The sequence below is a fragment of the Microbacterium testaceum genome, from assembly GCF_006539145.1.
Taxonomy (GTDB): Bacteria; Actinomycetota; Actinomycetes; order Actinomycetales; family Microbacteriaceae; genus Microbacterium; species Microbacterium testaceum.
The window spans coordinates 1-17,151 of the sequence record NZ_BJML01000021.1; the positions used below are offsets into that span (position 1 = coordinate 1).

Below are 17,151 nucleotides of genomic sequence, written 5' to 3' on the forward strand. Positions count from 1 at the left end.
CTGCAAGAAGACCGGGCTTCCGCCCTCATGGAGGTAGTCGACAAAGTTTTTGGCATCGGGAATTGGCGCGAGCATCAGGGTGGACCGTTTGCCGGATTGCATCAGGGTGAGCAAGTTTTCCAGCAACTCTCGGGCTGGTCGTATTCGCGGCTTGAGCTCAGTCGAACGAGAGCCATCGACCGTGTAATAGTGCCGCTTTACCGTCATGGTACAACCGATATCAGCACGTCGGTGATTGTCATTTTCTGCCCCCTGATCGTAACGGTTGCAGGGTTGTCGGGGGAGATGGAATCATCGAACGATTTCTGGTTCTCTGCGTTCTTCATGTATTTCTCGTAACCCGTTCCACTCTTCACCTCGATGGCTGTATAAGTGCCGTCGTCGTTTTTTACATATCCGTCGAAGTAGCGTTGCTGGGTGGAGCCCTCGATCGAAGACCGAGCCCTCTGGCGCTCCACCGGGACCTTCAGTTCAGCTTCGACTTCATCGAGACCGATTTTTTCCTTATCTACCCACGGCTTGTTCGTTTGCCCATGCGCAAACTGCCCGTAGTCGTCACGGCCATCTCCTCGATCGGCCCCATGCTGCTTCTCCATCAGCATGACACCCGCGCTGCCGGTTGCCTCACCGGCCAGCTTCGAGGCGCCCGCGGCCGCCAACGCGCCGCCGGTCCCCGCGACGGCGACGCCACCGACGACCGCGGCCCCGCCCGGAACGCTTCCCACCCCGGTCGCGGCCAGCCCTCCACCACCGAGAGCTGTCGCGCCGCCGCCGATCATCATCGCCCCGCCACCCAGGAGAGCGAGGAGTGCGTCTGGATTGCGCAAGATGGCATTACCGACCGAGGCGGTACCGTTCACCAGGTTCGCCAGGGTGTCCCAGTGAATCTGGCCTTGCACGACGAGCGCTCCCAAGAAGAGCGCGCCGGCCCCTTCCCACGTGAGTGCTTCCGGCGGCGTGATCGCGGTCACCGCATGTGCGGCGGTGTCGCCCGCGTCTCGGACCTCGGACCGGGCATAGGCGAGCAAACTTTGCGCGTCACTTCGAGTTGCTGCGCCGGCGTCTGTGTAGAAGGGGACGATGCCTGTCGCGCCCGCCTGGCGTTCCGCCTGCCGGTAGCTCTCGACCCCTGCGGCCGTTTGCGCCTGCGCAACCTGCCACATGGCGATGGCATCGCCCGCCTTCTGCTGTGCCCACCCGAGTACGGTTGCGTATTCGTCTAGCGCGTCGGCTGCCGTGGTCAGTGACTCCCCCAGCTGTTGCCATTGCGTCCCCACGTCGGGGAGACGGGCAGCGAAGCCGTCCGCGGCTGCCCCTTCCCAGCCCTCCGGCGAGGGAAGGCTCGTTAGCTGAGCGGCGATGTCCCCCGCAGTACGTGCATTCTCTCGCCACCGCGATACGAATTCGTCCAGACCGCTCACCGACCCGGGGATGAGGTCGACCGGGTCGGACGTCTGCCCGAGTTCGCTCACCTCTCGACCGTCCCGCCGGGCACCACGAGGTCTTGATCGGTGCTCTCGTACAGGTCGGCACTCTGCCGGAGCCGCTCGACGAGGTGACCGAGGTCCTCGATCGCGCTTCTCCACGCTTCAGCCGTGTCGACCGCAAGAAGCGAGATAGCCTTCGCCGCGGCGGCGTGGCCGATATCGGCCGGACACGTCTCGACGAATGAACCCGCGGAGTCGCGCACACCCTCGATGTGCGCGGCGGTCGAGCGCAGAGCCTCAGGATCGACGGAGAATCTTGGCACGAGAGCCCCCTCTCGCCGACGAGGGTAATGCTTTGATGGCGCGAGCGCTGTTTTCCTTCGACTTCTCCTAGGAGGATTCACCCGGGTGAAACGTGAGTTCCCCGCACTCGCCCGGGATCGTTCCCTGTGGCAGCGGGGAGCCGGCGGTCCTCAGCGCATCACACTCGCGCCGAGCTCGACCGGACTGCCCTCGATGTTGCCGACGATCCCGCGGATCACGCCCGTGCCGTCTTCGCGGCGCAGGCCGTCGTACCAGGCCTGGGTCGCGGCGACGTCGAAGGCGTGGGTCTCGTGGGCGCGCTTGCGGGCGCGCAGCACGAGGTCGCCCGCGCGTTCGGTGCGGATGCGTTCGTAGCGCTTGAGCGAATCCTCGACGCCGAGGGTCGACGTGGCGAACACGATGCCGAGCGCGAAGCTGTCTTCGAGCGCCGAGCACGCGCCCTGCCCGATGTCGGGGGCGGTGTTGTGCGCCGCGTCGCCGAGGATCGCCACGCGGCCCCGCACCCACGTGTCGAAGGGGTCGATGTCCCAGATCTCCACGCGGTTGAGCGACTCGTCGGGGTCGATGCCGTCGAGCAGTGCCCGCACGCCCGGTGCGCCCCACGACCCGAAGGCGTGCTCCAGCGCCGCCATGCGGTCTTCGACCACGCCCGAGGGCCCGGGCACATCGACGAAGAAGTAGAAGCGGTCGCCCGCGACGGGCATCACGGCGCAGCGCTTTCCGTCGCCCACGTACGTCGTCCACTGGTCGAGCGGCCCGATCCGCTCGTCGGCCGCCACCAGGCCGTTGTAGTTCACGTACCCCGAGTAGGAGCGCTCGGGACGGATGCCGGTGGGCTCGGTGACGTAATCCCGCACGAGCGACCGGGCGCCGTCGGCTCCGATCAACAGCTCGGCGAAGTCGGTGGAGCCGTCGGCGAACGTGGCGGTCACGATGCCGTCGGCCTCGTAGACCCCGGTCAGCTGTTTGCCGAGGTGGATGTTGTCGGAGCCGACGGCATCCATCATCAGCTGCTGCAGGTCGGCGCGGGCGACGGGGTACGGGCGCTGGCCGGTCTGTTCGGTGACCGGGGCGAGACTGAAGCGGCACATCTCGTCGCCGGTGTGGCCGTCGTAGTAGGCCATGTCGTCCATGCGCCCGCCGAGGGCGGCGACCTGCGGGCCGAGGCCGAGCCAGTTGAGCACCTTCACGCCGTTCGACCACAGCGACAGTGCGGCTCCGACCGGCCGGTTCTCGCGCATGCGGTCGTAGACGACGACCTCGTGGCCGAGTTTCTGCAGGGCGAGGGCGGCGGAGGTTCCGCCGACTCCGGCTCCGATGACGATGACCTTCATGACGCTCCTCAGCTGCCGCGGTAGGTCGAGTAGGCGAAGGGGCTCAACAGCAACGGCACGTGCAGGTGCTGCTCGCCCGAGACGGTGAAGGCGACGGTGACCACGGGGTGGAACGACGGCACGTCGCGCCCACGGAAGTACGCGCCCGTCGCGAAGGTCAGCGAATAGTCGCCGTCGTCGAGCCGGTCGGGGCCAAGGGCCAGGCGCCCGTCGGCGTCGGTGGACCCCTCCGCGACCGCGGTGCCGTCGAGACGGGCCAGCGTCACTGTAACGCCGGGCGCGGGCGTGCCAGCTGTGGCATCCAGGATGTGGGTGGTGACGTGGGTCATTCGGCGTCCTCGGGTTCGGTGGGAGCGTCGTCGGCGAAGGTGGTCCGCAGGCGCAGCAGCGCGATCTCGGCGAGCTGGCGGGTGGCCTCGATCGTCTCGGCGTCGGGGTCGTTGCCGAGCCGGCGCTCGAGCTCGGCGCGCATCTCGCTCGGCGTGCGCCCGGCGGCGCGGATGAGGAAGACGCGACCGAAGCGCTCCTCGTACGCGGCGTTGCCCGCGGCGATGGCCGCCACGTCATCGTCGGCGGCGGATGTCATCGAGCCCTGCTCGCGACGTGATGCCGCGGCCTCGGCCCCGTCGCCCGACACTTTCGCGCCGATACGGGGGTGGGCGTGGAGAGCTGCCTCGAGGTCGGCAGGCGACCACGCGGCGGCGAGGTCTCCGGCGTAGGCGGCGAGGGCGTCGACGCTCGCGTAGGGGCGGCCCGCGACGACGGCGTCGACCCAGCCCGGAACGTCGGCCCAGACGCGGGCGACGGCGACCGCTTCGGCATCGTCGGCGGCGTTGAAGTCGGAGAGGTGCATACGCGCCACGCTAGGCGGTGCGCGTTACGCGGCTGTAGCGGGATGTGTCGGCGATGTTGCTGTGGGCAACATCCCGGGCGGGGTTCGCGGTCACGAGAACAGGGGATGTCATGAGAACAGGCCGTTGCGACCGGTTGCGGCCTGTCGTGGTTGTCTTCCCCTGTTCTGGTGACGCGAGACGCCGCGGGTGGTGAGCCGGGCCCTGCGTCAGGCGTGCACGATCAGCCAGTGCGCCACGGCATCCACGTCACCGGTGTTGTGCAGGCGGTGGGGGACCGAGCAGGGGTAGCTGATGGCATCGCCGGCGCGCAGGATCACGCGCTCGGCCTCGAAGTCGATGGTGAGCTCGCCCGCGACGACCGTGCCGACCTCGTACCCCTCGTGGTGGAACAGCCCGTCGGCGCCGTGCGCGGCCGCTCCGGGCGGGTAGATCGACTCGAAGTAGTCGACGCCGGGAGAGGACCCCGGGGTGAGCCGGCGGAACGACACCCCGCTGTCGAGCACGATGTCGGGCGACTGGCCCGCGCGCTGCAGGGTGAATCCCGAGGGACCGGCGGGTTCGACGGAACGACCGGATGCCGGGTCGAAGGCCGCGACGAGCGGAACGCCGAGGGCGTCGGTGATGGCGATGAGGCGCGAGACGCTCGGCTGCATCACGCCGCGCTCGATCTGCGAGACGGCGCTGGGGGAGATGCCGAGGGTCTTCGCGAGGGCGCGTGCCGAGATGCCGCGCGCCTGCCGCAGGTCGCGGATGCGGGTGCCGACGGAGGTCGTGGCCTCGGATTCGTGGGAGGAAGCGGCGGCAGCGGCAGTCTCGACGGCGTCGGCGAGGGATGGCTGCGGCATGCCCCGAGTCTAAGGATCGCCGAGGGTGTGAAGGAGCGACTTCACATGCTCGTTACAAACGCGAAACCGCCGCGGTGATGTGAACCAATAACTTCACATCAGAGCTCCACTCCGGCCGCGGACTCCACGTCGTGGCATCCATCGTCCTGAGAGGATTGACATGACTTCGACCCCGCTCACCGGCCCCCACGATCTCGTGGAGGCCGCCGGCCACCCCCACGGGGGTGGCAACATGAAGCCCCACTACGACGATCGTCTCGCCAACGAAGACCTCGCGCCCCTGCGGAAGCAGAAGTGGTCGAGCTACAACATCTTCGCGTTCTGGATGAGCGACGTGCACTCGGTCGGCGGTTACGTCACCGCCGGTTCGCTCTTCGCGCTCGGTCTTCAGTCGTGGCAGGTGTTCGTCGCCCTCATCGCGGGCATCGTCATCGTGCAGGTCTTCGCGAACATGGTCGCCAAGCCCAGTCAGAAGACGGGCGTGCCCTACCCCGTCATCAACCGCGTGGTCTTCGGCATCCGGGGTGCCAACATCCCCGCGATCATCCGCGGCCTCATCGCCATCGCCTGGTACGGGGTGCAGACGTTCCTCGCGGCCGAGTCGCTCAACATCATCTTCCTGAAGTTCATCCCGGGCTCCGCGGCCCTGCTCGACGTCTCATTCGCGGGCCTGTCGGCGCTGGGCTGGATCTCGTACGCGATCCTCTGGGTCGCGCAGTTCCTGCTCTTCTGGAACGGCATGGAGGTCATCCGCCGCTTCATCGACTGGGCCGGCCCCGCCGTCTACGTCGTGATGATCATCCTCGCCGTCTACCTCGTCTCGCAGGCCGGCGTCCAGAACATCTCCTTCACGCTCTCGACGACCCAGCTCGACTTCTGGGCGTCCATCCCGGTCATGTTCGCCGCCATCGCCCTCGTCGTGTCGTACTTCTCCGGCCCGATGCTGAACTTCGGCGACTTCGCCCGCTACGGCAAGAGCTTCGAGGCGGTCAAGAAGGGCAACTTCTGGGGTCTGCCGATCAACTTCATGTTCTTCTCGCTGCTGACCGTCATCACCGCGTCGGCCACCGTGCCGGTGTTCGGTGCGCTCATCACCGACCCGATCAAGACTGTCGAGCAGATCGACACGCCCTTCGCGATCCTGCTCGGCGGCCTGACCTTCGTCACGGCCACGGTCGGCATCAACATCGTCGCCAACTTCATCTCGCCCGCCTTCGACTTCTCCAACGTCGCCCCGAAGAAGATCTCGTGGCGCGCGGGCGGCATGATCGCCGCCGTCGGGTCGACCTTCCTCATGCCCTGGAACTGGTACTCCAACGCCGACGCCATCCACTACTCGCTCGGTGTGCTGGGCGCGCTGATCGGCCCGCTGTTCGGCATCCTGATCGCCGGCTACTACATCGCCGCTCGCCAGCGGGTGAAGGTCGACGCGATGTTCACGATGGACACCCAGGGGCCCTACTGGTACCGCAACGGCTTCAACCCGAACGCGGTCAAGGCCGTCGTCTTCGCGGGTGTTCCGACGGTCGCGATCGCGATCTTCCCGAAGCTCTTCGCCGACCTGGGCCTGTTCGACATCGCCGCCATCAGCGACTACAGCTGGTTCATCGGCTGCGGTCTCGGCTACGTGCTGTTCCTGTTCTTCGAGCGTCTCGACCCCCGCATCCCGACGTTCGACGGCGAGACCGAGGGCATCTCCGACGGCACCGTCGACGGAGCCGCCGCCACCACGGCATCCGAGCCGTCGGCCGTCTCGGCTCCGGTCGCCGTCGTGACGAGCACGGTTCCGGATGCCGCGGCCCCCGGTACGACTTCCCGCGAGGCGCTCGCGTGAGGATCCTGCTCATCAACCCCAACACCTCCCGGGCGATGACCGCGAAGATCGCGGACGCCGCCCGGGGGGTGGCGGGACCCGATGTGATCGTCGATGCCGTGTGCCCGAGCGTCGGGGCGGCGGCGATCGAGAGCCACACCGACGAGATCGCGGCGGCCGCCGCCGTGGTCGAGCTGATCGCGGCGGACCGCGACGGAACCGACCCCGCAGACGCGTACGTGATCGCCTGCTTCGGCGACCCGGGGCTCGACGCGGCGCGCGAGCTGGTCGAGGTGCCGGTGGTGGGCATCGCCGAGGCGGCGATGCACCTGGCAGCGGTGTCGGGCCGGCACTTCGGGGTGGTCACGACGCTCAGCCGGACGCTGGGGCGCGCGCACGACCTCGTGTCGCGGTACGGCATGGAGCGGGCGTGCGTCTCGCTCGCCGCGACGGGGATTCCCGTGCTCGACCTCGAGGACACCGACTCGCCCGCCGTGGAGACCATCGCGCGGTATAGCGCCGACGCGGCCGCCGGGGGCGCCGACGTCATCGTGCTCGGGTGCGCAGGCATGGCCGATCTCTGCATCGAGCTCACGGCACGCGTGGGTATTCCGGTCGTCGACGGGGTCGCGGCGGCGGTGGGCATGGCATCCGGGATGGTGCGGATGGGGCTCGGTACGAGCAAGCGCGACGAGTACGCACGGCCGCCGCGGGCCTTCGCCGGTGGCCTCGGAGTGCTGGGCGAGCGCGATGTGTCGCCGCACCCGTCGGCCGGTGGCCCCGGGGTGACTTCTGACGCGCCGGGGGCAGCGACACCGCCCCGCGCCGCCGTCGTCACCTCGAAGGTGTTCGCATGAATGTTGATGACGGTTACATCGGCGAAACGCGAGGCGCTTAGCGTGAACGGCATGAGCACCCGGATCGCCGCCCGCCGCGTCTTCGTCGACGGGGCTTTCGCGCCCGCCACGGTCGTCATCGACGACGGGGTGATCGACGCCCTCGAGCCGTTCGACGCCTCCGCCGACACGGTCCTCCCCGCCGACGCGGTGCTGCTGCCCGGGCTCGTCGATTCGCATGTGCATCTCGACGAGCCCGGCCGCACCGAGTGGGAGGGCTTCGCCACGGGCACCGCCGCGGCGGCCGCGGGAGGCGTCACCACGATCGTCGACATGCCGCTGAACAGCCTCCCCGTGACCACGACCGTCGAGGCACTGGATGCCAAGCGCCGGGCCGCCGCAGGAAAGCTCGCCGTCGATGTCGCGTACTGGGGCGGCGCGGTCCCCGAGAACCTCGGGTCGCTCCGTGCTCTCGCCGACGCCGGGGTCATGGGCTTCAAGTGCTTCCTCTCTCCCAGCGGGATCGACGAGTTCGGCCATCTCGATGCCGAGCAGCTCGAGCGGTGCCTCGCCGAGCTCGCCGAGTTCGACGGGCTTCTGATCGTCCATGCCGAAGACCCCGCACATCTGCACGCCGACGGCCCTCTGGGGCAGCGCTACAGCGACTTCGAGGCCAGTCGCCCGCCGATGAGCGAGCGCGCCGCGATCCTCCGCGTCATCGACGCCGCCCGCCGCACGGGCGCCCGGGCGCACATCGTGCACGTGTCCGACGGGGGAGCGCTCGACGCCGTCCGCGCGGCGAAGGCCGAGGGCGTCCGCCTCACCGTCGAGACGTGCCCGCACTACCTCACGCTCGACGCGTCGGCGGTGCCGGACGGCGCGGGAGCGTTCAAGTGCTGCCCGCCCATTCGCGGCGGCGCCAACCGCGACCTGCTCTGGGCTGGTGTCGTCGACGGCACGATCGACGCGATCGTCAGCGACCACTCACCCGCAACCGTCGAGTTGAAGGGCAACCCCGACTTCGGTCTCGCGTGGGGTGGGATCGCGGGACTGCAGACCGGCTTGTCGGCCGTGCACACCACGGCCCGCGAGCGGGGACTCGCGTTCGAGTCGTTGCTGCCCCTGATGACGACCGGACCCGCGCGCATCGCGGGCCTCGAGGGGCTGGGCGTCATCGCCCCCGGCGCTCCCGCGCACCTGATGGCGTTCGCTCCTGACGAGGAGTTCACGGTGGATGCCGCGGCCCTCGAGTACCGCAACCCCGTCTCGCCCTGGCACGGTCAGACCCTCACGGGGGTCGTCCGCGAGACGTGGCTGCGCGGCGAGCCGGTCTACCGTCGCGGGGCCGCGGTGACCGAGCGTGAGGGGCGCGAGATCCTGCGCACGGCGACGGCGGTACAGGCGTGAGCGCCGCCACGGCGCCCGAGCCCGGCGCCCTGACCACGGCGGGGATTCCCGGGGGGACCCGTGTCCCCGCCGTGCCGATCCTGCAGCCCGGTGAGGGCCCCATCCCCGCCGCCCACTACCTCCCAGCCACGCCCGACACCGTGCTGTGGGGACGCCTCCCCTGCGCGACCGACGCCCCCGTGCTCGAGATCTCCTCGGGCGAGAGCGTGACGATCGACACCGTGAGCCACGAGGGCATCCTCGACGACCAGGGCAAAGACCCCGCCGCGTACTTCGCCGCGCACGGTGTCGCCGCCGACGACGTGCTCGTCGACGCGATCGAGATCGCGGCATCCGTGGCTCGAGATCCCTTCGCCGACGGACCGCACGTCGTCGTCGGCCCGGTGCACGTGAAAGACGCGCATCCCGGCGACCTGGTCAAGATCACGGTCGAGTCGCTCGTCCCGCGCGTTCCGTACGGCGTGATCTCGAACCGGCACGGCAAGGGCGCCCTCGTCGGCGAGCTGCCCCGAGGCGAGCACAACGTCAGCGTGTTCGCCGCGGTCGCCGAGCGCGACGGCATCCTGCACGGCACGCTTCCCCTCGTCGAGGGAGGGGATGCCGTGGTGTCGTTCCCGCTCGCGCCGTTCCTCGGCACGATGGGGGTGGCCGTCGCCGGCGACGAGCGTCCGCACTCCGTCCCGCCGGGCCCCCACGGCGGCAACATCGACATCAACCTTCTCATCGAGGGCGCGACCCTCTTCCTCCCCGTGCAGGTCGAGGGGGCGCTCGCCTACATCGGCGACCCGCACTTCGCCCAGGGCGACGGCGAGGTCGCGCTCACCGCACTCGAGGCATCGCTGCGGGCGACCCTGCGGTTCGAGGTCATCCCCGCCGACGCCGCCCGCGCCGCTTTCGGCGAGGTCACCGGCCCGTTGGTGCGGACCCCCGACTACCTCGTGCCGACCGGGATGGACCCCGACCTCGACGCCGCGATGCGCGCCTGCGTGCGTTCGTCGCTCGCGCTGCTCGGTGGCCGATGGGGCATGGACGAGCACCTCGCCTACGCGTACCTGTCGGCGGCGACCGACTTCGACATCTCGCAGGTCGTCGACATCGTCTCGGGCGTGCACGCGCGCATCCGCGAAGCCGACTTCGCGGGTGTTCCGGCCGTGGAGCCCGAGGCATTGGCATCCGCTCCCGAAGGAGACGCCGCATGAGCCCCGTTCTCGCCGCCGCCCTGGCCCGCGCCGAGGCCGCCGACGCCGACTTGGCCTTCGACGCCCATGTCGCGCGCGCGCCGCGGGACGTCGACGCCGCGGGCCCGCCGTTCAGGCGGGGCGTCCCTGAGGTGGCTCCTTCCGGTCGAGTGTCCAAAACACCCGGACGATTTTCCTGGGTGTCCGGGTTTCTTGGACACTCAACGCAGCTGAGAGGCGGGCGACGCTCGTGACGGATGCCATGACCCCGCCGACCGAGACCGCCGCCGCCGGGTCGGTGCCGACCGGCCCCGCGCCCGAAGCTTCCGACACGGCGCCGATCCCTGCCGACCTCCGCGCCGCGTTCGACGCGTATGAGCGCGCGATCGTCGCGAACGACCTCGACGCGCTCGACGCCTTCTTCGCGCCCGGGCCCGACACCCTGCGCGGCGACCCGGCGGGACTGCTCGTCGGGCACGACGCGATCAGCGGGTTCCGCTCGCTGCGCGGAGGCGTGCCCCCGCGCGACATCGCCGAGGTGCACTACCGGCCGCTCTCGCCGGATGCCGCCCTGCTCATGTCGGTCTCGCGCTTCCACGGCGGAGGCCGCGGCCTGCAGACGCAGGTGTGGCAACGCCTCGACGGTCGGTGGCTCATCACCGCCGCTCACGTCGCGCCGCGCACGCCCCCGCTCGACAGGACCATCTGGCGCAGCGTCGGCGACCCCTTCCAGCAGGGCGCATGGGAGGGGCCGCTCGCGGGCCTGACCGTCGCCGTGAAAGATCTCTTCGCGATCGCCGGCTTCCGCATCGGCGCGGGCAACCCGACGTACCTCGAGCAAGCGCGACCCGAGAAGGCCACTGCCCCCGCCGTCGCCGACCTCCTGCGCGCCGGGGCGTCGCTGCGCGGGATCGCCCGCACCGACGAGTTCGCCTACTCGATCGCCGGAGACAATGTGCACTACGGCACCCCGCCCAACGGCGCGGTGGTGGGTGCTCTTCCCGGCGGATCGTCGAGCGGACCGGCATCCGCCGTCGCCCTCGGCCATGCCGATATCGGTCTCGCCACCGACACGGCCGGCTCGATCCGCGTGCCCGCGTCGTACCAGGGGCTCTGGGGCTTGCGCACGACCCACGACCTCGTGCCCCGGCAGGGCATGCTCCCCCTCGCGCAATCGTTCGACACGATCGGCTGGCTCACGCGCGACGGCGAGACGCTGCAGCGCGTCGCCGACTGGTGCCTGAGCTACGACGGCTCGTCCTCGACCGAGAACGTCCAGGGTGCCTCCGGGGAAGATCTCCCCTGGCGCTTCCTCGTGCCCGAGGAGATCCTCGCGTGCGTGGAGCCCGCGACCCGCGAGGCGTTCTCGCGGCTGCTCGCCGGGCTGTCGGCATCCGACGATCCGCCGCCGTTCCGCGCCGTGTCGAGTGGAGACCTGGATGCCGCGTTCACGGCGTTCCGCACGGTGCAGGGCGCCGAGGCATGGCGCAACGACGGCGAGTGGCTGCGGGCGCACCCCGGGGCCGTGGGCCCCGCCGTGGCGGAGCGCTTCGAGATCGCCTCGCGCATCACCGCGGCCGACGAAGCCGCCGCGCGCGAACACCTCGAGCCGATCGCCGCGCATTTCGCCGAACTGGTCGACGGGGCCGTCATGATCTTCCCGACCGTGCCCGGCCCCGCGCCGCAGCGCACCGCCGATGTCGACGCCGTGCGGGCCGCAACCCTGCGGATGACGGCGCCCGCCGCGATCGCGGGTCTTCCCGCTGTGTCGGTGCCGCTGCTCACCGTCGACGGCGCCCCGGTCGGGGTCTGTCTCGTCTCTCGGGCCGGTACCGATATCGCCCTCGTGCGCCTGGCCCGGCGCCTCGCCGAGGCCGCCGGCGCGGGGGTTGCCCGGTGAGTCGCGTCGTCCCGTCGTCGGGCCGTGCGAGACTCCTGACTTTCTCCCCCGTGGCGGCGGTGGCCCTCCCCGAGGTGGTGGCTGCCGTCGGTTCTTCAGGAGTTCGGCCCGCTCCGTCGCTGCCACCGTGTCGTCCCGCCCGCCCGAAGTCCCGTTCCCGTACCACGGAGTCCTGATGTCCCACCTCCCCGGCCCGATCGACCCGCCCGCCCGCCTGCTGATGGGCCCCGGCCCGATCTCGGCGTACCCCAGCGTGCTGCGCGCGATGGGGGCGCCGCTCGTCGGCCAGTACGACCCGTTCATGACGGCGACGATGACCGAGACGCAGGAGCTGTACCGCCAGGTCTGGGGCACGACGAACGACGCGACGTTGCTCATCGACGGCACGAGTCGCGCGGGCATCGAGGCCGCGATGGTCTCGCTCATCCGCCCCGGCGATCGCGTGCTCGTGCCCGTGTTCGGCCGCTTCGGCCACCTGCTGGCCGAGATCGCCGAGCGCGCTCTCGCCGATGTCCACACGATCGAGGTGCCGTGGGGACAGGTCTTCCCGGTGCCGACGATCCGCGAGGCCGTCGAGCGGGTGAAACCCCACCTCGTCGCGTGCGTGCAGGGCGACACCTCGACCACGATGCTCCAACCGCTCGACGAGATCGGCGAGATCTGCCGCGCGCACGGCGCGCTGTTCTACACCGACGCCACCGCTTCGCTCGGCGGCAACCCGTTCGAGATGGACGCGTGGGGCCTGGACGCCGCGACCGCGGGTCTGCAGAAGTGCCTCGGCGGCCCCTCGGGCTCGGCGCCGCTGAGCCTCTCCGACCGCGCCGTCGAGGTGGTGCGCTCGCGCGCCCGGGTCGAGGCCGGAATCCGGGAGGAGGGCGATGCCGTGGCATCCGACTTCATCCGCTCGAACTACTTCGACCTCGCGATGATCCTCGACTATTGGGGACCCCGGCGCCTGAACCACCACACCGAGGCCACCACGATGCTCTACGGCGCGCGCGAGTGCGCCCGCGTGCTGCTTCTCGAGGGCCGGGATGCCGTGATCGAGCGCCACCGGCTGCACGGCGACGCGATGCTCGCCGGCGTCGAAGGCCTCGGGCTCACCGTCTTCGGCGACGTGGCCCACAAGATGACCAACGTGGTGGCGGTGGAGATTCCGGATGCCGTGGTCGGCGACGCCGTGCGCAGCGAGCTGCTCAGCGACTTCGGCATCGAGATCGGCACCTCGTTCGGTCCGCTCCACGGCCGCGTCTGGCGCATCGGCACGATGGGGTACAACGCCCGCACCGACGCCGTGCTGACCACCCTCGCCGCTCTCGAGACGGTGCTGCGGCGCCACGGTGCGGCGGTGCCGGCCAGCGGGGGCGTCGAGGCGGCCCAGGGCGTCTACGCGGCGGCTCGCTCGTGAGGCCGGGAGTTCGCGCATGAGCACCGCCACCCGCCTGCAGGTCGCCCCCAATCTCATCGCGTCGGCCGCCCGCCGCGTCATGGGTCGCTGCGAAGAGCTGGCCCGCGTCACCTCGACTCCCGGGAGCATCACGCGCGTCTACCTCTCGCCCGAGCATGCCCGCGTGAACCGGCTCGCCGCCGAATGGATGCGCGAGCTCGGCATGACCACGCGCCAGGACGCGGCGGGCAACCAGATCGGACGCCTCGCCCCCGCCGGAGCCCCCGATGCGCCGGCGCTGCTGATGGGCTCGCACCTCGACACCGTCCCGGACGCCGGACGCTTCGACGGCATCGTCGGGGTGCTGATGGCGCTCGAGGTCGTGCGACTGATCCGCCGGGTCGACGCCGAGGGAACGGCATCCAGTCCCTTCCCCTTCGCGCTCGAGGTCGTCGCCTTCAGCGACGAAGAGGGCACGCGCTTCGGCAAGGCCCTGCTGGGGTCGTCGGCCGTGGCCGGGCAGTGGGACGAGTCCTGGTGGGAGTTGACCGATGCCGACGGCTCGACGCTGCGCGAAGCCTTCCGCGAGTTCGGGCTCGATCCCGGTCGCGTGGGGGAGGCCGCCCGTCGCCCCGAGCAGCTCGTCGGGTATCTCGAGGCGCACATCGAGCAGGGACCGGAACTGCACCGCAGCGGGCAGGCGCTCGCCGCGGTGTCGTCGATCGCGTCGGCCAGGCGGTTCCAGCTCGTGGTCGAGGGGGAGGCCCGCCACGCCGGCGGCACGCCCTACGACATGCGCCGCGATGCCCTCCTCGGCGCGAGCGAGGCCACCCTCGCGGTCGAACGCATCTGCCGGGGTGAGCACCACATCGTGGGTACCGTAGGCCAGCTCGAGGCCTTCCCCGGAGCCGTGAACGTCGTCCCGGGCGAGGCGCACTTCTCTCTCGACCTGCGCGGAGAGTTCGACGACTCCCGCGACCACGCGTGGGACGAGATCGCACGCGAACTCGACGCCATCATGGGCCGTCGCGGGCTCCGCTGGACCGCGCGCGAGGTGCACAGCGCCCCGGCCGTGTTCTGCGCACCCCTGCTGCAGGACGTGGTGCGGGCGGGCATCGGCGGCGAAGCACCGACCCTCTTCAGCCGTGCGGGCCATGACGCGATGTCGATCGGCGCGATCACCGAGGTCGGCATGCTGTTCCTTCGCAACCCCGACGGCATCAGCCATCACCCCGACGAAGCCGTGGCCGGAGCGGATGTGGCGGCGGGGATCCGCGCGCTGGCCGAGGCGGTGCTGCACCTGGGGGCCGAGCGGCGCTGACACCGCCGTCGGTCGAGCGTGGTTCCCGGGCGGCCGACATCGCCCTCACTGTTCGCCGTGTTCGTGTCGTGCGGTGAGCAAGATGGACCGTCGTCGCGCCGGCCAACTCGAGCACTGGGAACGGCTCGTCGACGACGGCCTCAAACTCCCGCGATTCAAGCAAACATTCGCCTCTACGTCGCCCACGCCGACGCGCCCTTGACCGGCCGCGTCGTCACCCAGTACCCCAACACCCGTCAGAATTCGAACGCCATTTTCGACTACACCCATGTCGCCATGGAACTCATGGCTATCTGGGCCAACCACACCCCGACCCCTAAGGAGGCGAAGGCCTGATGGCACGCGCAGACCTCTCGGCCATGCTCGGAAGGCTCGAGGAAACCCCCGCCCCTCCGCCCACCGCAACCGAACCCGCACCTCCGGTCAGCCCGAGCGCTCCCCCCGCTCCCGAGCCCGCGAGCTCGCCGGCAAAGGAGCAGCCCACCCAGGCGGGCTACAAAGCGTTTGAGCGTAAAGAAACGCGGCTCCGTGGGGACCAGTACTCGGACCTCACCGAGCAAGCCCGCCGCCTCAACCGCGTCAAGCGAACGGGTACCCCACGCATCACGGAGAACACGCTGATCCGTGTCGCGATCGACCTCCTTTTGCAGCAGCGCGAAACCCTCCGTGGCGACACCGAAGACGAAATCCGTAAGTCTGTAGGTCTGTAACAAGCGGTACGCCGGCCCTGTGGGCCGGCGTGCTCTGACCAGGCCTACGGCCCGTTTATTGGGGGTGAAGCCTGCGGCAGTGTACGTTCGGCCACCCGGTCCGCAATCGGCTACGCCGACGCCTCCGCCGAGACTTTCGGCACACGGTCGCTGCGCTCCCTTATTTCGCGCCGAAACTCTCTCCCCCACCGCCCCACGGGGTTGCACACCAGCCGTCCTCTCTAACGGTGACAAGTCGCCTTCACCCCAAAAAACGAGGAGGAGAGAAGCGATGGAAAAGCTCACCGTGTACACGACCGGCCCCAGCTGCGGGAAGTGCACCATGACAAAACTCATGCTCGACGGCAAGGGCGTCCCCTACGTCGAAGTGAACATCACCGGGAACCCCGCCGCCTACGCGTACGTCACCCAAGAACTCGGCTACACCAAAGCCCCCGCCGTCGTCGTCGACGACCAAGACCACTGGTGCGACATGCGCCCCGACCACATCGAACGCGTCGCCAAGCTATTGGCAACCTGACTGCGCCCAGCTAAGCAAGGGGGAGCGCCGGTGAAGACCTCAGGAGCCGTTGCCTACAGGTTCCGCGCACGACCGTTTCGTCAACGAGATTGGGGCTGACGGCGCAGTGATCGATCAGCGGTCGTTCCCTTGCCGATGCATGATTGGTGAGGATCATCTCGATGAGAATTCGTCGTGGGGGAACGAGCCCGATGAACCCGACAATGGGACCATGCCCTTCGCGGGGGACGAGGAAACCTACGATTCCAGCGGCCGCGACGAAGACTACGACTTCCGCCCCTGAGCTGGCACGCGGGACTCGAACCTACTTCAAGCGATCGTCCTGCAGCACGAAAGGTCTGATGGTTCTGTTGATCAGGGCCCATACCTTCTTGCGTTCATTCGCCGTCGGGGGGCGCTGCCTGTTGAACAGATCCAGGAGGAACTTGTAGTCGTTCTCCCCGTTCTCGCGGTTGTATCTGTTGTCAGGGAAGGCCCCATTTTCCCAGAGGTCGGCCAGGACGTTCCGCGTGAAGTGCCCGTCCTTGAGCTCCACTCGTCGGTGAGCGGTGAAGGCCGCGCGCAGATCGAATAGGCGGCGGAGCACCTTGACGTCGCGTTTAAGGGTTTTGACCTCGAATAGGTTGACGCAGACGCTGCCGATCGGAAACAGTGCCCCACCCGTGTGGTGGTTCTCGATTTGATAGAGGTAGCGCAGGTTGTTCTTTCCACAGACGCAGGAGCCGGTGGAGGTGGGATCTTCCTCGACCCCCGTTACCTGCCACTCCCGAACGGCTTTCGCCCAGGAGCTTCCTTTAGACGCGTCGATGACGACCCGTCGAAGTGTCTCGAAGTGGTGTGAACCCATTGCTGCCCCCGGGCTGAGCGTATCCCTTCGAGCCGCGCCAAGAAGAGAAGGGGGTCAGCCTGTTGGCTGACCCCCTTCTTGATCGTGCTCGAGAGTGTCAGGCTGCTTCGCTTGCGCGTGAGCGCTGACGGGTTCGACGGTTCTGGGGGGTGGCGTTCACTCGCGCCAGAGCGGCAGACAGGGTTTCATCCGCGAGGAAAGCTCGTTCCGTTGCGGTCATAACGACCGCCGGCTCGAGTAGGACGCTGCCATCTGACTGCTCAGTGGCGATGTATTGGGTGTGGTGGGCAAGCGAGCCGAGGGTGATCCTCTTGCGAGCGTCCACCTGAATCAGGGTGCTCATAGTCGTTCCTTCGTGCGCGTGTGTGGTGGTGGTGTGTGCGTGTGTGGTGGTGGTGTGTGCGTGTGTGGTGGTGGTGTGTGCGTGTGTGGTGGTGGTGTGTGCGTG

General features: G+C 69.3%; 17 protein-coding genes. 8 read left to right on the forward strand and 9 right to left on the reverse strand.

Features of this window, described 5'->3' with window-relative positions; genetic code table 11:
- The 7 genes from MTE01_RS17255 to MTE01_RS16770 form a co-directional block, all read right to left on the reverse strand.
- Nucleotides 1-207, reverse strand: a 207-nt coding sequence (locus MTE01_RS17255) for a hypothetical protein (protein ID WP_218026384.1), incomplete at its 3' end; no start/stop codon positions are given.
- Entirely contained in the window at nt 204-1,472 is a 1,269-nt protein-coding gene (locus tag MTE01_RS16745; protein WP_116238820.1) for a putative T7SS-secreted protein, read from the reverse strand. The genes MTE01_RS16745 and MTE01_RS17255, both read right to left, overlap by 4 nt.
- Nucleotides 1,469-1,750 carry a hypothetical protein gene (locus MTE01_RS16750; protein WP_116238819.1) on the reverse strand — a complete coding sequence of 94 codons (282 nt, stop codon included), beginning with the start codon at nt 1,748-1,750 and terminating at the stop codon, nt 1,469-1,471. The genes MTE01_RS16745 and MTE01_RS16750 overlap by 4 nt, the downstream gene beginning before the upstream one ends.
- A 150-nt stretch (nt 1,751-1,900) precedes the next feature.
- Nucleotides 1,901-3,085 carry an FAD-dependent urate hydroxylase HpxO gene (gene hpxO, locus MTE01_RS16755; protein WP_116238818.1) on the reverse strand — a complete coding sequence of 395 codons (1,185 nt, stop codon included), beginning with the start codon at nt 3,083-3,085 and terminating at the stop codon, nt 1,901-1,903.
- Nucleotides 3,086-3,093: 8 nt separating this feature from the next.
- Nucleotides 3,094-3,414 (reverse strand): hydroxyisourate hydrolase, encoded by a 321-nt coding sequence (gene uraH, locus MTE01_RS16760; RefSeq protein ID WP_115916147.1) that lies wholly within the window; start codon nt 3,412-3,414, stop codon nt 3,094-3,096.
- Nucleotides 3,411-3,938 (reverse strand): 2-oxo-4-hydroxy-4-carboxy-5-ureidoimidazoline decarboxylase, encoded by a 528-nt coding sequence (uraD, locus tag MTE01_RS16765; RefSeq protein WP_141378440.1) that lies wholly within the window; start codon nt 3,936-3,938, stop codon nt 3,411-3,413. The genes uraH and uraD overlap by 4 nt, the downstream gene beginning before the upstream one ends.
- A 207-nt stretch (nt 3,939-4,145) precedes the next feature.
- Nucleotides 4,146-4,784 (reverse strand): helix-turn-helix domain-containing protein, encoded by a 639-nt coding sequence (locus tag MTE01_RS16770; protein WP_141378441.1) that lies wholly within the window; start codon nt 4,782-4,784, stop codon nt 4,146-4,148.
- Between the two features lie 160 nt (nt 4,785-4,944).
- On the opposite strand from MTE01_RS16770, the gene MTE01_RS16775 reads away from it, so the two are divergent.
- From MTE01_RS16775 to MTE01_RS16815, 8 genes are all read left to right on the forward strand, one after another.
- Nucleotides 4,945-6,618: an NCS1 family nucleobase:cation symporter-1 gene (locus tag MTE01_RS16775; protein ID WP_246078349.1), complete on the forward strand. Its 1,674-nt coding sequence runs from the start codon at nt 4,945-4,947 to the stop codon at nt 6,616-6,618.
- Nucleotides 6,615-7,454, forward strand: a complete 840-nt coding sequence (locus MTE01_RS16780; RefSeq protein WP_170210744.1) for an aspartate/glutamate racemase family protein — start codon at nt 6,615-6,617, stop codon at nt 7,452-7,454. The genes MTE01_RS16775 and MTE01_RS16780 overlap by 4 nt, the downstream gene beginning before the upstream one ends.
- A 51-nt stretch (nt 7,455-7,505) precedes the next feature.
- Entirely contained in the window at nt 7,506-8,840 is a 1,335-nt protein-coding gene (allB, locus tag MTE01_RS16785; RefSeq protein WP_141378442.1) for an allantoinase AllB, read from the forward strand.
- Nucleotides 8,841-8,884: 44 nt separating this feature from the next.
- Nucleotides 8,885-10,039, forward strand: a complete 1,155-nt coding sequence (locus MTE01_RS16790; protein WP_174799721.1) for an acetamidase/formamidase family protein — start codon at nt 8,885-8,887, stop codon at nt 10,037-10,039.
- A 241-nt stretch (nt 10,040-10,280) separates the two neighbouring features.
- Nucleotides 10,281-11,918, forward strand: a complete 1,638-nt coding sequence (locus MTE01_RS16795; RefSeq protein ID WP_246078350.1) for an AtzH-like domain-containing protein — start codon at nt 10,281-10,283, stop codon at nt 11,916-11,918.
- Between the two features lie 175 nt (nt 11,919-12,093).
- Nucleotides 12,094-13,326, forward strand: coding sequence for a pyridoxal-phosphate-dependent aminotransferase family protein (locus tag MTE01_RS16800; protein WP_141378443.1), 1,233 nt, complete (start codon nt 12,094-12,096; stop codon nt 13,324-13,326).
- 16 nt (nt 13,327-13,342) lie between these two features.
- Complete coding sequence (locus tag MTE01_RS16805) at nt 13,343-14,626, forward strand: allantoate amidohydrolase (protein ID WP_141378444.1); 1,284 nt, start codon at nt 13,343-13,345, stop codon at nt 14,624-14,626.
- A gap of 981 nt (nt 14,627-15,607) precedes the next feature.
- Nucleotides 15,608-15,856, forward strand: a complete 249-nt coding sequence (locus MTE01_RS16815) for a glutaredoxin family protein (RefSeq protein WP_141378445.1) — start codon at nt 15,608-15,610, stop codon at nt 15,854-15,856.
- Between the two features lie 304 nt (nt 15,857-16,160).
- Here the strand turns inward: MTE01_RS16815 and MTE01_RS16820 are convergent, their stop codons facing one another.
- Together MTE01_RS16820 and MTE01_RS16825 are read right to left on the reverse strand one after the other, a co-directional pair.
- Nucleotides 16,161-16,703 carry a hypothetical protein gene (locus MTE01_RS16820; protein ID WP_141378446.1) on the reverse strand — a complete coding sequence of 181 codons (543 nt, stop codon included), beginning with the start codon at nt 16,701-16,703 and terminating at the stop codon, nt 16,161-16,163.
- A gap of 97 nt (nt 16,704-16,800) precedes the next feature.
- Nucleotides 16,801-17,151 (reverse strand): hypothetical protein (locus tag MTE01_RS16825; RefSeq protein WP_218026385.1); only part of this gene is annotated, 351 nt, incomplete at its 5' end.